10 protein-coding genes are annotated in these 13962 nt (G+C 60.7%); 8 read left to right on the top strand and 2 right to left on the bottom strand.

Annotated features, from left to right (window positions below):
• Window positions 1–99 precede the first annotated feature (99 nt).
• The 5 genes from aldA to JJN09_RS07635 all read left to right on the top strand — a co-directional run bounded on the left by aldA (window position 100) and on the right by JJN09_RS07635 (window position 6548).
• Window positions 100–1524 carry an aldehyde dehydrogenase gene (gene aldA / locus JJN09_RS07655; protein ID WP_249490774.1) on the top strand — a complete coding sequence of 475 codons (1425 nt, stop codon included), beginning with the start codon at window positions 100–102 and terminating at the stop codon, window positions 1522–1524.
• Window positions 1525–1606: 82 nt separating this feature from the next.
• Window positions 1607–2926 (top strand): nitrate/nitrite transporter, encoded by a 1320-nt coding sequence (locus JJN09_RS07650; RefSeq protein ID WP_249486582.1) that lies wholly within the window; start codon window positions 1607–1609, stop codon window positions 2924–2926.
• 1 nt (window position 2927) lies between these two features.
• Complete coding sequence (locus tag JJN09_RS07645) at window positions 2928–4145, top strand: mandelate racemase/muconate lactonizing enzyme family protein (RefSeq protein WP_249486581.1); 1218 nt, start codon at window positions 2928–2930, stop codon at window positions 4143–4145.
• A 60-nt stretch (window positions 4146–4205) separates the two neighbouring features.
• Entirely contained in the window at window positions 4206–5819 is a 1614-nt protein-coding gene (locus JJN09_RS07640) for a GMC family oxidoreductase (protein ID WP_249486579.1), read from the top strand.
• Window positions 5820–5942: 123 nt separating this feature from the next.
• Entirely contained in the window at window positions 5943–6548 is a 606-nt protein-coding gene (locus JJN09_RS07635; RefSeq protein WP_249486578.1) for a DUF6338 family protein, read from the top strand.
• 185 nt (window positions 6549–6733) lie between these two features.
• On the opposite strand, the gene JJN09_RS07630 is transcribed toward JJN09_RS07635, so the two are convergent.
• Window positions 6734–7618, bottom strand: a complete 885-nt coding sequence (locus tag JJN09_RS07630) for a LysR substrate-binding domain-containing protein (protein WP_249486576.1) — start codon at window positions 7616–7618, stop codon at window positions 6734–6736.
• A 159-nt stretch (window positions 7619–7777) separates the two neighbouring features.
• On the opposite strand from JJN09_RS07630, the gene JJN09_RS07625 reads away from it, so the two are divergent.
• Both JJN09_RS07625 and JJN09_RS07620 read left to right on the top strand, forming a co-directional pair.
• On the top strand, window positions 7778–10807 hold the full coding sequence (locus JJN09_RS07625; protein ID WP_249490773.1) for an FAD-binding and (Fe-S)-binding domain-containing protein: 3030 nt from the start codon (window positions 7778–7780) through the stop codon (window positions 10805–10807).
• Window positions 10808–10912: 105 nt separating this feature from the next.
• Window positions 10913–12082: a DUF1624 domain-containing protein gene (locus tag JJN09_RS07620; protein ID WP_249486574.1), complete on the top strand. Its 1170-nt coding sequence runs from the start codon at window positions 10913–10915 to the stop codon at window positions 12080–12082.
• On the opposite strand, the gene JJN09_RS07615 is transcribed toward JJN09_RS07620, so the two are convergent.
• Complete coding sequence (locus JJN09_RS07615) at window positions 12083–12988, bottom strand: LysR family transcriptional regulator (protein ID WP_249486572.1); 906 nt, start codon at window positions 12986–12988, stop codon at window positions 12083–12085.
• A gap of 130 nt (window positions 12989–13118) precedes the next feature.
• Here JJN09_RS07615 and JJN09_RS07610 point away from each other — a divergent pair, with 130 nt between their 5' ends.
• Window positions 13119–13949 carry an oxidoreductase gene (locus tag JJN09_RS07610; protein WP_249486570.1) on the top strand — a complete coding sequence of 277 codons (831 nt, stop codon included), beginning with the start codon at window positions 13119–13121 and terminating at the stop codon, window positions 13947–13949.
• Window positions 13950–13962 lie beyond the last annotated feature (13 nt).

Here is a 13962-nt window from a genome sequence, read left to right as displayed (position 1 = left end):
CCTTTTTCGAATGTTTGATCGCCGGATAAATCGTTTGTTGAACCCGCTGTCGATGACAAGACTGGCGGCATCGATAAAAACAAACGATGGGCGATGCACATGCGAGTCGAGCGAAATTTTGTTAACGGCCACTTCATCGAGCCGGCCAGCGCGGCGCTGATCGCGGTCTACAACCCGGCCACCGAAGCGTTGATCGGCCAGGTGTCGGCCGCCACTGCCGAAGAAGCCACGGCAGCAGTCGATGCCGCCGCAGCAGCGCAAAAAGTCTGGGGCAAACTCACCAGCATCGAGCGCGCCGAGTACCTGCGAGCGTTCGCGGCGGCACTTGAGGATCGCGCCGAAGCCATCGGCGCCGCACTGGCCGCCGAATCCGGTAAGAGCCATAGCGACGCCAGCAACGAAGCCCGTTATGCCGCGCAGATCACCCGTTACCACGCCGAATGGGCGCGCCGTATCGAAGGCGAGATCATTCCCAGCGACAGCCCCGACGAAAACCTGTTCCTGCACCGCGAGCCGATTGGCGTGGTCGCGTGCCTGATTCCGTTCAACTACCCGGTCTACACCCTGTTACGCAAAATCGCTCCGGCGCTGATTGCCGGCAACACCGTGGTGGTGCGCCCGAGCAATAACACCCCGACCTCTGCGTTCGAAATCGCCAAAGCCGTGGAGCAATCGGGCATGCCGGCCGGTGTGATCAACATCCTGACCATGGATCACGCCACCGCTGCAGCCGTTTGCATGCATAAAGCCGTGGGCCTGATCACGCTGACTGGCAGCGTCAACGCCGGGCGCATTGTCCTCGACTACTGCAAGGCCAACATCGCCAAACCGTCGCTGGAGCTGGGCGGCAAGACCCCGGCAATCATCGAGGCCGACGCCGATCTTGAAGCTGCCGCGACTGCAATCATCGCCTCCAAGACCACCCATTGCGGCCAGTTGTGCACGGCGGTGGAGCGGGTCTATGTGCAGGAAAGTGTTCATGACCGTTTCCTCGCGCTGCTCAAAACCAAGATTGCCGCTGTGAAATTCGGCGACCGCTCCACGGACGCAAGCCTGATGGGCCCGTTGGTCAACGCCAGTTCGCAGAAGAACATTCACGCGATGGTCGAGCGCGCGATCGCCGACGGTGCCGTCCTCGAAAGCGGTGGCGTGCTGCCTGAAGGTCCGGGGCATTTCTACCCGCCAACCCTGCTCAGCGGCTGCCGTCAGGACATGGAAATCGTCCAGGAAGAAATCTTCGGCCCGGTGCTGCCGGTGCTCAAGTACCGCGACATCGACGAAGCTTTGGCCATGGCCAACGACCATCAGTTCGGCCTGTCGTCGGTGCTGTACACCGAGAACTACCGCACCGCGCAGAAAGTCGCCAACGCCATCGAAGCCGGCGAGTTGTACGTCAATCGCACCCCGGCCGATCCGTACCAGGGCTATCACGCCGGCTGGAAGCGCTCGGGCCTGGGCGGCGATGACGGCAAGCACGGCATGCTCGAATTCACCCAGACCCGACTCGTGGTCATGAAGTACTGATCCACCGCATCACGCCTCACGCTACACCTATAAAAACAATTATCAGGGGCGCCCGGAGCACGGGTCGCCCGAGGTCACTTCAATGTCCAAGCATGCATCCTCTGCTGCCGCTGTTCAGGGTTCCAACTCGGCTTCGAAAAGCCAGAGCGACAAGGGAAGTCGCTATTTCCAACTGATGTTGCTGGTGCTCGCCGCCGGTGCAATCTATCCGATTCTGTACCTGCGTCAGGTCTATCAAACGACCATGCTCGAGGTGTTCCAGATCAACCACAGCGAGCTGGGTTATCTGTACTCGATGCTCGGGACGATTTTCCTCCTCAGCTACTTGCCGAGCGGTTGGCTGGCCGACCGTATCGCGCCGCGTTTCCTGATTTTCTTCTCACTGGTGGCAACCGGCGTGCTGGGCCTGTGGTACTCGACCGCGCCGTCGATGACCGGGCTGATGATCATCTTCGGTTGCTGGGGGCTGACCACCGGCCTGACGTTCTGGGCCTCGGTGCTCAAGCGCGTGAAGATGATTGCCCATCACACCGAACAGGGCCGGTTCTTCGGCATCCTCGATGGCGGGCGCGGGCTGGTCGAAGCACTGCTGGCAACTGTTGCGCTGGGGCTGTTCGCCTACGCCACCGAAACCCGTGGCGAGTCCACCGCCGAAGGCTTCAAGCACGTGGTTTACCTCTACGCCTTCACCTGTATCGCCATCGGCTGTGTGCTGGTGCTGATCAAGGACCCGAAGTCGATGGAGGACACGCCACCGGTAGAGAAGGGCAAGTTCAACCTGTTCACTGATCTGGCAACTTTGGTGAAGATCCCTGAACTGTGGCTGGTCACCGCGATCGTGTTCTGCGGTTATCACATCTTCTGGGCCACCTACAGCTTCTCTGACTACCTGCAAGGCAGCGGCCTGACCGCCGTCATGGCCGGCACCATCACCACCATCAAGCTGTGGATGCGCCCCATCGGCGGCATCGGTGGCGGCTGGCTGGGGGACAAGTTTTCGAACATCTCGGTGCTGATCGTTGCGCTGTTGCTGGCGAGTCTGGCGATTGTCGGGCTGATCGTGTTCCCGGCGCTTAACAGCATGGGGCTGCTGATCGCGACAGTGATTTTCATCGGCCTGATGACCTACGCGATTCGCGGTCTGTACTGGGCGATCCTCGACAGCTGCAACATTCCGCTGCGCATCACCGGGCTGGCCATCGGCATCGTCTCGGTGGTCGGTTACATGCCGGATGCGTTCATCCCGTTGATCAACGGCTACCTCACTGAACACTTTCCCGGCGCCCTCGGCTACAAGCTCTATTTCGGCTACATCGCCACGATCGGTCTGATCGGCACTCTGGCTGCCGTGACCCTGCGTGCCCGGATCAACCGCAAATCTTTGAATAAAACAGGTGCTTGAGATGAAAATCGTCGCCCTTGAAACCCATATCGTCGCCGTACCGCCACCGCACATCGGCGGCATGTACTGGCTGTTCGTCAAGCTCAAGACCGACTGCGGCATTGAAGGTGTCGGCGAGATCTACGCCGCGACCTTCGGCCCCAAAGCCATGCTGCCGATCATCGAGGACGTGTTCGAACGCTACCTGCTGAATCAGGACCCGCACCACATCGAACGCTTCTTCCGTCAGGCCTATTCGAGCGGTTTCACCCAGCGTCCCGACCTGACCATGATGGGCGTTGTCAGCGGTCTGGAAATGGCCTGCTGGGACATCATCGGCAAGGCCGCGAACAAACCGGTCTACGAATTGCTCGGTGGCAAGGTCCACGAACGCCTGCGCTCCTACACCTACCTGTACCCGGTCAACAGCCGTGGCGAGTACGACTACGACGACCCGGACCTGGCGGCTGAATGCGCCGTTGAAAACATGAACAAGGGCTTCACCGCCGTGAAGTTCGACCCGTCCGGGCCGTACACCGCGTACTCGGGGCATCAGATCTCGCTGGAAGTGCTGGAACGCTGCGAAACCTTCTGCCGCAAGATCCGCGAAGCGGTGGGCAACAAGTGCGATTTGCTGTTCGGCACCCACGGGCAAATGGTGCCGTCGTCGGCAATTCGCCTGGCCAAGCGCCTGGAGAAATACGACCCGCTGTGGTTCGAAGAACCGGTGCCACCGGGCCAGGAAGAGGCCATGGCGCAAGTCGCGGCCAAGACCAGCATTCCGATTGCCACCGGTGAGCGACTGACCACCAAGTACGAATTCTTCAAGCTATTGCAGGCCGGCGGTGCGTCGATTCTGCAGATGAACGTGGCGCGCTGCGGCGGCCTGCTCGAAGGCAAGAAAATTGCCAGCATGGCCGAAGCCTATTACGCGCAAATCGCCCCGCATCTGTACAACGGGCCGATTGGTGCGGCGGCAAGTTTCCAGCTCGCGGCCTGCACGCCGAACTTCCTGATCCAGGAAAGCATCGAGACCTGGGGCGGCTTCCACGCCGAGGTCCTGAAAAAACCGTTGCAGTGGGAGGACGGCTACATCATCCCGTCCACCGAGCCGGGCCTGGGCGTGGAGCTGAACATGGACGTGGTGCGCAAGCATTCGCCCTACACCGGCGAGCGCCTGCACCTGCAAATGGCCCCGACCCCGGCCGACGTCAAAGACACATCGCCGGCCAAGGGCTGACGGGATTTCCCCGCCCGGCAACGGGCGGGTTCGATAAAAAGACTTACGCGGTAACCGTGCATGACATACGACTACATCATCGCTGGCGCAGGCGCCGCTGGCTGCGTGCTGGCCAACCGGCTTTCGGCCTCGGGCCAACACACGGTGCTGCTGCTGGAGGCGGGCGGCAAGGACAGTTCCCTGTGGTTCAAGATCCCGGTCGGCTTCGCCAAAATGTATTACAACCCGACCTTCAACTGGATGTACTACAGCCAGCCGCAGAAGCAGTTGGGCAATCGCGAAATCTACGCCCCGCGCGGCAAGGTCCAGGGCGGTTCGGGCTCGATCAACGCGATGATCTACGTGCGCGGCCAGGCTCATGACTTCAACGACTGGGCAGCCAACGGCAACGACGGCTGGGGCTTCAAGGATGTGCTGCCGTATTTCCGCAAACTGGAAAACCATCCGCTGGGCGACAGCGAATACCACGGCAGCAGCGGCCCGATCAGCATCACCCCGATGGCCGGCCAGACTCACCCGATCTGCGACGTGTTCCTCAAGGGTTGCGATGAACTCGGTTACCCGCGCAGCGACGATTTCAACGGGCCGAAATTCGAAGGCGCGGGTATCTACGACGTCAACACCCGCAACGGTCAGCGCAGCTCCAGCAGCTTCGCCCATTTGCACCCGGCGCTGAGCCGGCCGAACCTGACCGTCGAGCATTACGCGTTGGTTGATCGGATCCTGTTCGATGAAAGCCAGCAGCGCGCCACCGGCATTTCCATCACCCAGCATGGCGTGGTGCGGACCTTCACGGCGCGCAAGGAAGTGATCTTGTGTGCGGGCGCGGTCGATACGCCGAAGATCCTGCAATTGTCCGGCGTCGCGGATCGCGCCTTGCTGGCCAAGCATCAGATTCCCGTGGTGAAACACCTGCCGGCGGTGGGGCAGAACCTGCAGGATCACCTGTGCGTCAGCTACTACTACAAGGCCAATATTCCGACCCTGAACGATGAGCTCAGCTCGCTGTTCGGCCAGTTCAAACTCGGCGTCAAATACCTGCTGACCCGCAAGGGTGCACTGGCAATGAGCGTCAACCAGGCCGGTGGTTTCTTCCGTGGCAACTCGGAGCAAGGCCATCCGAACCTGCAGCTGTATTTCAACCCGCTGTCGTATCAGATACCGAAAAACAACAAGGCCAGCCTCAAGCCCGAACCGTATTCAGGCTTCCTGCTGTGCTTCAACCCGTGCCGCCCGACCAGTCGCGGGTACATCGAGATTGCTTCGAAAAATCCGCGCGATGCAGCGCTGATCGACCCGAACTACCTGAGCACGCAGAAAGACATCGACGAGGTAATCCAGGGCAGTCGCCTGATGCGCAAGATCATGGGCGCGCCTTCGTTGAAGGGCATCACGGTCGATGAAGTCTTGCCGGGGCCGGCGGTGGAAACCGACGAGCAAATGCTGCAGTACTTCCGTGACAACTGCGGCTCGATCTATCACCTGTGCGGCTCCTGCGCGATGGGTGCGGACGAGCAAAGTTCGGTGGTCGACAAGCGCCTCAAGGTGCATGGCCTCGACGGGTTGCGGATTGTCGATGCGTCGATCTTCCCCAACGTGACATCGGGCAACACCCATGCGGCGGTGCTGATGGTGGCGGAGAAGGGCGCGGATCTGATTCTGCAGGATGCGTAATGCGCGGTGACAGTTGATCGCGGGCGTTTTACCCGCGTGCACTAGGCTTTGAATGCCGGCCCGTTACGGGCCGGCATTGTTGTTTCGGGAGAGTTGGTTTTTTGATTCAAGGAGCTGCCGATCATGGATGATCTGGTGAAAGACGTGATTCCGCTGTTGCAGTACCTGATCCCGGGGTTTGTCTCGACCTGGATTTTCTACACCCTGACCGCGTTCAAGCGGCCGGATACGTTCGGGCAGATTGTGCAGGCGTTGATTTTTACGTTTGTGATTCATGGGATGGTATTGGGGATTGGGGCGGTTTGTCTGTGGGTGGGGGAGTGGGGGTTTTCTGTAGGAAAATGGGATGCGAAAGCGCAAGCGTGCTGGGCTTTTTCTGCTTCGTTGCTGCTGGGGTTGGTCGCTTGTTGTCTGGCCACCAACGGCAAATTGCATAGGTGGTTGCGCAGTAGAAACGTAACGAAACAATCTTCCTATCCCAGTGAATGGTTCTGCGCTTTCGCTCAATATGATCGATTCATCACCCTTCATCTGGATGATGAAAGGCGCGTGCTAGGCTGGCCAGTCGAGTGGCCACCGGAGTCAAACACCGGGCAGTTTTTGATGAAGTTTCCACGCTGGCTCAACGAAGATGGCAAATTGGATCCTATTGGTGCCGAATTTTTGCTGATAGATTCCGCGAAGGTTAAATGGGTTGAGTTCAGCCCCGCATCAGAGGATTCATCATGACTGCCAGAGCACCGCAACCAATGCCGAAACATTTGGAGCGACTATTTGTCGGACCCGACGGGAAGTTGTTGGATCAACCATTGATCAAGGGTCCAAAGGCACCACCACCGCTGAAGCGTTAGCCGATGCAAGGGGCGATTATTCGCCCCGGTTGCCAACGCCTCAGTCGAGGCTCATGCATCAACTCAGAGCGTCTGCACCAACCAATCCCGAAACGCCTTCAGCGACGCCAACGACTCATTGCGCGCCGGATACACCAAGTAATAACTGCGCCGGCTGCTGATCGGCTCCCCCAATTGCAGCAATTCACCATTGTGCAATTCATCCTCCACCAGAATCCTCGGCACCAGCCCGATGCCGATATTGGCGCGTACGGCCTGGATCAAGTGCGAGGTCATTTCAAAACTCGGCCCGATACGCATGCTGCGATGGGGCAGGGCGTGATGGCTGAACCACTCGGACCACGCCTGAGCGTTACTGCTGACTTTGAGCAGCAGCTGCCGGGCGATATCTTCGTCTGCTGCACGACGTTCGGTGTCCGACAGCTGCGCACTGGCGATCACCACCAGTTCTTCGGTGTGCAGGCGGTGAGCGGTCAGCCCCGGCCAGTCACCACCGCCGACGCAAATCGCCGCGTCGATTTCGCTGGTGTCGAAGTCGATGGCTTCGATGCGCGAATGCAGGTGCACGGTCATGCCCGGGTGCGCGGTGTAGAAATCCTTCAGGCGCGGCAGCAGCCATTTTGAGCCGAAGGTCGGCAAGGTCGCCAGGCGCAAACTGTGAATGCCCGAGCCAAACGCCATGGCCTGCAGGGTCGCGCTGCGGATCTGCCCGAGGGCTTCGGACAGTTCGCGCTGATACATGCGCCCGACGTCGGTGAGGATCACCCGGCGGCCTTCCCGGCTGAACAGGCGCATGCCGAGCATCTTTTCCAGAATCTGCACCTGGCGGCTGACCGCGCTTTGGGTCAGCGACAGTTCGTGGGCGGCGCGGGTGTAGCTTTCATGGCGTGCGGCGGCTTCAAACGCCAGCAGCAACGACATCGAGGGGGTGAGGGTTCGCGGATTCATTCGTTTTAGTCATGGATTGCGGGTCGATTTTACGGTTGTCCCGGCATCGCTCTGCAATGAACATAAGGCCTATGAGATGGCGGGAGCGTGACGCAATCATTCGTTGCACACAACTGTTCACCGCCACACGGCCCGTTTTTGACCGAGATTGCCTTCCCGATGATTGCCCAGCTGTCGCCTTCCACCGCGTTGAACACCGATTACCAGCAGTTTCTCAAAGCCCTTGAAACCAGCGGTTTTCGCGGCGAAATCAGTGCCGACTACGCCAGCCGCGTGGTGCTGGCCACCGACAACTCGATCTATCAGCGCTTGCCGCAAGCGGCGGTATTCCCGCGCGATGCCGACGACGTAGCGCTGCTGGCTCGCCTGATCGCCGACCCGGCTTACCAGAAAGTGGTGATCACCCCTCGCGGCGGCGGTACCGGCACCAACGGTCAGTCGTTGACCGACGGCATCGTCGTCGACCTGTCGCGGCACATGAATCGCATCCTCGAAATTAACGTTGAACAGCGTTGGGTGCGGGTGCAGGCCGGTGTGGTGAAGGATCAACTGAACGCCGCCCTGAAATCCGCCGGGCTGTTTTTCGCCCCGGAACTGTCGACCTCGAACCGCGCCACCGTCGGCGGCATGATCAATACCGACGCCAGTGGCCAGGGCAGTTGCACCTACGGCAAGACCCGCGACCACGTGCTGGAACTGCACATGGTCCTGCGTGGTGGCGAGCGCTTGCACGGCCGCCCGCTGGAAGAAAGTGAGCTGGCCGTGGAATGCGCCCGTGAGGGCCGGGCCGGCGAGGTGTATCGCTGTGCACAGCAGATCATCGATGAGCAGGGCGAGTTGATCCGGGAAACCTTCCCCGATCTCAACCGCTGCCTGACCGGCTACGACCTGGCGCACCTGCGCGAAGCCGACAACCGTTTCAACCTCAACAGCGTGCTGTGTGGCGCCGAGGGTTCGCTGGGGTTTGTGGTCGAAGCCAAGCTCAACGTGTTGCCGATCCCCAAGCACACGATGCTGGTGAACATCCGCTATGCCGGCTTCATGGATGCCTTGCGCGATGCCCGGGCGTTGATGGCGCTCAAACCGTTGTCGATCGAAACCGTCGACTCCAAAGTGCTGTTGTTGGCCATGCAGGACATTGTCTGGCACGGCGTCGCCGAGTATTTCCCGGAAAGCGCCGAACGACCGACGCTGGGGATCAACCTGGTGGAGTTCTGTGGCGACGATCCCGAGGAGCTGCAAGGCCGGGTCGAGGCTTTCGTCCAGCACTTGGGCAGCGACGCCACAGTCGAGCGACTGGGCCATACGCTGGCCGTCGGGCATGCGGCAGTGAATCGCGTCTATGGCATGCGCAAGCGCGCAGTGGGCTTGCTCGGCAACGTCGCCGGTGAAGCGCGGCCGCAGCCATTTGTCGAAGACACCGCCGTGCCACCGCAACATCTCGCCGAGTACATCGCCGAACTGCGCGAACTGCTCGACAGCCATAAGCTGCAATACGGCATGTTCGGCCACGTCGATGCCGGTGTTTTGCACGTGCGGCCGATTCTCGACATGAAAGACCCGCAACAAGCCGCACTGGTGCGACCGGTGTCTGACGGTGTGGCCGCGCTGACCCAGCGTTACGGTGGCCTGCTGTGGGGCGAGCATGGCAAGGGACTGCGTTCGGAATACGCGCCGGCCTTTTTCGGTGATTTGTATCCGGCGCTGCAAGCCTTGAAGGCGGCGTTCGATCCGTTTAACCAGTTCAATCCCGGCAAGATCGCCACGTCGAATATTCCCGGCGCCGCACTGCTGAAGATTGACGAAGTGACTCTGCGGGGCGAGCTGGACCGGCAGATCGACGAAAAAGTCTGGCAGGACTACGGCGCGGCCATGCACTGCAACGGCAACGGCGCCTGCTACAACTTCGATCCCGACGATGCGATGTGCCCGTCGTGGAAAGCCACCCGCCAGCGTGCGCAATCGCCCAAGGGCCGCGCCTCGTTGATCCGTGAGTGGCTGCGTTTGCAGGGCGAGGCGGGGGTTGATGTGTTGTCCGATGCCAGTCGTCGTCCGCCGTTTTTCAGCACGTTGCTGCAGCGCTGGCGCAACAGCCGCGCGCAGGAACAGGACTTCTCCCATGAGGTGTACGACGCCATGGCCGGCTGCCTGGCGTGCAAGTCCTGCGCGGGGCAGTGCCCGGTGAAGGTCAACGTGCCGGATTTCCGCTCGCGGTTTCTTGAGCTGTATCACACGCGTTATCTACGCCCCGCGCGGGATTATCTGATTGCCTCGCTGGAATACACGATTCCGTACATGGCGCGGATTCCGTTTCTCTACAACGGTTTGATGGGCGCCTCGTTCAGCCGTCGTTTGATCGAGCGGCTTGGTGGAATGGTCGATGTGCCGTTGCTCAGCCGTTTCGATTTCCACGCGGCCATGCGTCGCTGGCAGGTCCAACCGGGGTCGGTCGAGGTGCTTTCGGCGCTGACTCAGGCACAACGTGAACGCAGTGTGGTACTGGTGCAGGACGCGTTCACCCGGTATTTCGAGGCGCCGTTGCTGGCGGATCTGATCGAACTGATTTCGCGACTGGGGTATCAGGTTTATCTGGCACCGTTCAGCGCCAACGGCAAGCCGCTGCATGTGCAGGGCTTCCTCTCTGCGTTCAATCGCGCGGCGCTGCGCAATGCCGGGCAACTGCGCGCACTGGCCGAGGTCGGAGTGCCGCTGGTGGGGCTCGATCCGGCGATGACCCTGGTGTATCGCCAGGAATACCTCAAAGTGCCGGGGATGGAGGATTGCCCCGAAGTCGCACTGGTGCAGGAGTGGTTGCTCAAGGTCATGCCGCAACGGACAGATTCGCGAGAAGGAGAAAGCTTCCGCCTGCTCGCGCACTGCACCGAGAAAACCAACGCACCCGCCGCGACCCGGCAATGGGAGCAGGTGTTCGAACGTGTCGGCTTGAAACTGACGACCCAGGCCACCGGATGCTGCGGGATGTCCGGCACGTATGGGCACGAAGCGCGCAATCGCGAGACCTCGGGGGCGATTTACGAGCAGTCCTGGGCGAAGCAGATCGAGGCGCCGGCAGATCGGGGTGAAGCGCTGGCGACCGGTTATTCGTGCCGCAGCCAGGTCAAGCGGCAGGCCGACCGAGCCGTGCGTCATCCGTTGCAGGTGCTGCTTGAGCAGCTGCGTACGCCTTGAGAACCGTTAGCAATTGAGGCGTCCTTTCATGTTATAAGATAACGCAAATATTCGGGCCGTACGTGTGCGGCCCGGTCGAACTCTTCACTCGATTGCGAACCTTTCATGTCCCTTGCTGCTCCCCGAAACTTCCCGCCGGCGACTGGCCGGCTGCTGTCCATTGATGCGCTGCGTGGCCTGGTCATTCTGTTCATGCTGCTGGATCACGTGCGCGAAACCTTTCTGCTGCATCGTCAGGTCTCTGATCCGATGGACATCGCCAGCACCGAGCCGGCGCTGTTTTTCAGCCGCACTCTGGCGCATCTGTGCGCGCCGGCGTTCGTGCTGCTGACCGGATTGTCGGCGTGGCTCTTCGGGGAGAAGTACGACGGCAAGGCTGACGTCAGTGCCTTTCTGTTCAAGCGTGGTCTGTTCCTGGTGGTGCTCGAATTCACCCTGGTGAATTTCGCCTGGACGTTCCAGTTGCCGCCAACCGTGATCTACCTGCAGGTGATCTGGGCGATCGGCCTGAGCATGATCGCGCTGTCGCTGCTGGTCTGGTTGCCACGCTGGCTGTTGTTGACGTTGAGCCTGACGATCATCGCCGGGCACAACCTGCTCGACGGATTGCACGTCGGAACCGAGTCGGCACTGCACGTACCCTGGGCGATCCTGCATGACCGCGGCTGGATCGAGGCGGGCGATACCTTGCGCCTGCGCACCTCGTACCCGCTGCTGCCGTGGATCGGTGTGATCGGTCTGGGTTACGCGCTGGGGCCGTGGTTTGCCCGAATGGCCGATGTGGGTGTGCGCCAGCGGCGTTTGCTGATCGGTGGTATCGCCGGGCTGCTGGGTTTCGTGGCGCTGCGGCTGGTTAACAGTTATGGCGAAAAACCATGGGCGGTCGGTGACAGCAGCCTGCAAACCCTGATGAGCTTTTTCAACATCACCAAATACCCGCCGTCGTTGTTGTTCATCACGCTGACGGTGAGTGTCGGGCTGCTGCTGTTGCTGGTGTTCGAGCGTGCACAGGATCGACGGTGGATTCGCTGGCTGACGGTATTCGGTTCGGCGCCGATGTTTTTCTACCTGCTGCACCTGTATGCACTGAAGGTGCTTTATCTGATCGGTGTGGCGTTGGTCGGGCTCAATCAGGGCAGTTATTTCGGTTTCTCGTCGGTAGCGGCAGTGTGGATGGCAGCGATGGTGCTGGCGGTTGTGCTGTTCCCGGCGGTGCGCTGGTTCTCCGCACTGAAGGCCCGGCGACGCGACATCGCCTGGTTGAAGTATCTGTAGCTAGCCCGTTTTGCCGTCGCGAACGTTGCGGGCAAAGTCGATGAACGCCTTGAGCGGCGCCGGTACATGGCGCCGGCTCGGGTAATACAGATGCAGGCCTGGATAGTACGGGCACCAGTCCGCCAACACCTGCACCAGAGACCCGGCCGCGAGGTGCTCGCTGACCATGTCTTCGAAGACATAAGCCAACCCCAGACCTTGCAGCGCCGGGCCGACCATCAGGCTGACATCACCCAGGGTCAGTGGGCCGTTGACTTCGATTTCCTGTTCAATGCCACCGCGTTCGAACTCCCAGCGGTACATCGAGCCGCTCGGGAACCGATGGCGGATGCAGGGAAGGGCATGCAGGTCTTCAGGTTTCTGCGGCGCGGGATGCCGTTGGAAAAACGCCGGCGAGCCGACCACCACTGAACGCAGGTTCGGCCCGATGGGCAGCGACACCATGTCCGCCTCCAGCCGGTTGCCGAAACGCACGCCGGCATCGAATCCGGCAGCGACGATGTCCAGCAGCGCATCGCTTTCGACCACTTCCAGACGAATGTCCGGATAAGCCTGCAGGAACTCGCTGGCAATCGGCAGCAGCACCAGTTCGCACGCCTGGCGCCCGGAGGTAATGCGCAGGTTGCCTGAGGGTTTGTCGCGAAAATGGTTGAGGTCTTCAAGCGCATCTTCGATGTCGCGAAACGCCGGCTTCAATCGAGCGTAAAGCCGTTCGCCGGCCTCGGTCAGGGCCACGCTGCGGGTAGTGCGATTGAACAGACGCACGCCGAGGCGGTTTTCCAGAGCCCGCAACGAGTGACTAAGCGCCGAAGGTGTCAAGCCCAGATCCACCGCAGCACGACTGAAGTTCAGATGCTGAGCGATGCTCAGAAAAATCGACAGATCCGCCGTGGACGGGTTTTTCATTGATGAGCGCCTTTCATAAAGCCATGTAAATTTGTTGGGATTATCACATCAGTAGCACGGCTTTAAAGTCGCATCAACTTATCGAGAAGGCCCGGCACTATCGCCAGGGTCACCGACAGGAGGAGTGGCTATGCGTACCTGGCTGATTACCGGAGCTTCCCGTGGTTTTGGCACTCTCATCGCAGAACACGCCTTGCGTGCCGGCGACGCCGTGATTGCCACCGCTCGCAATCCGCAAGACATCACTGATCGCCTCGGCGAGCACCCGAACCTGCTGGCGGTGCGTCTGGACGTCACCCGCGAAGACGAAGCCCACCAAGCAGTGGCGGAAGGCATCAAGCGTTTCGGCCGTATCGATGTGCTGATCAACAATGCCGGCTTCGGCGTTCTGGGCGCGGTGGAAGAAACCAGCGCCAGTGAAACCGAGCGCCTGTTCGCTACCAATGTCTTCGGCCTGCTCAACGTCACTCGCGCCGTGCTGCCGCACATGCGCGCCCAGCGCAGCGGGCGGGTCATCAACATCTCATCGATTGGCGGTTATCAGGCCTATATGGGCTGGGGTGTCTACGGTTCCACCAAGTTTGCGGTGGAGGGCATCAGCGAAGCGCTGCATCAGGAACTGGCGCCGCTGGGCATCAATGTCACGGTGGTCGAACCGGGCTTCTTTCGCACTGACTTCCTCGACGAACAATCGCTGGTCAAGACTGCGCTGGTACTGCCGGACTACGACGAAACCGTCGGCAAGATGCGCACCTTCGCCGAAGCCGCCAACCATGCGCAGCCGGGGGATCCGGTGAAGTTTGCCGAGGCCATGCTGGCGCTGGTCAATGCGCCGAACCCGCCGCAGCGGCTGGCGCTGGGCAGCGACACCATTGCGCGAATCGAGGCGAAGAACCGGTTGGTGGCGCAGGAACTGGCCGAGTGGAATGCACTGGCGCTGTCCACGGATTTCAAGGATTGAAATGTCGCACGAC

This window comes from Pseudomonas sp. HS6 (assembly GCF_023375815.1).
In the GTDB taxonomy this organism is placed as follows: Bacteria; Pseudomonadota; Gammaproteobacteria; order Pseudomonadales; family Pseudomonadaceae; genus Aquipseudomonas.
This window is presented reverse-complemented; position numbering and strand designations above follow the sequence as displayed.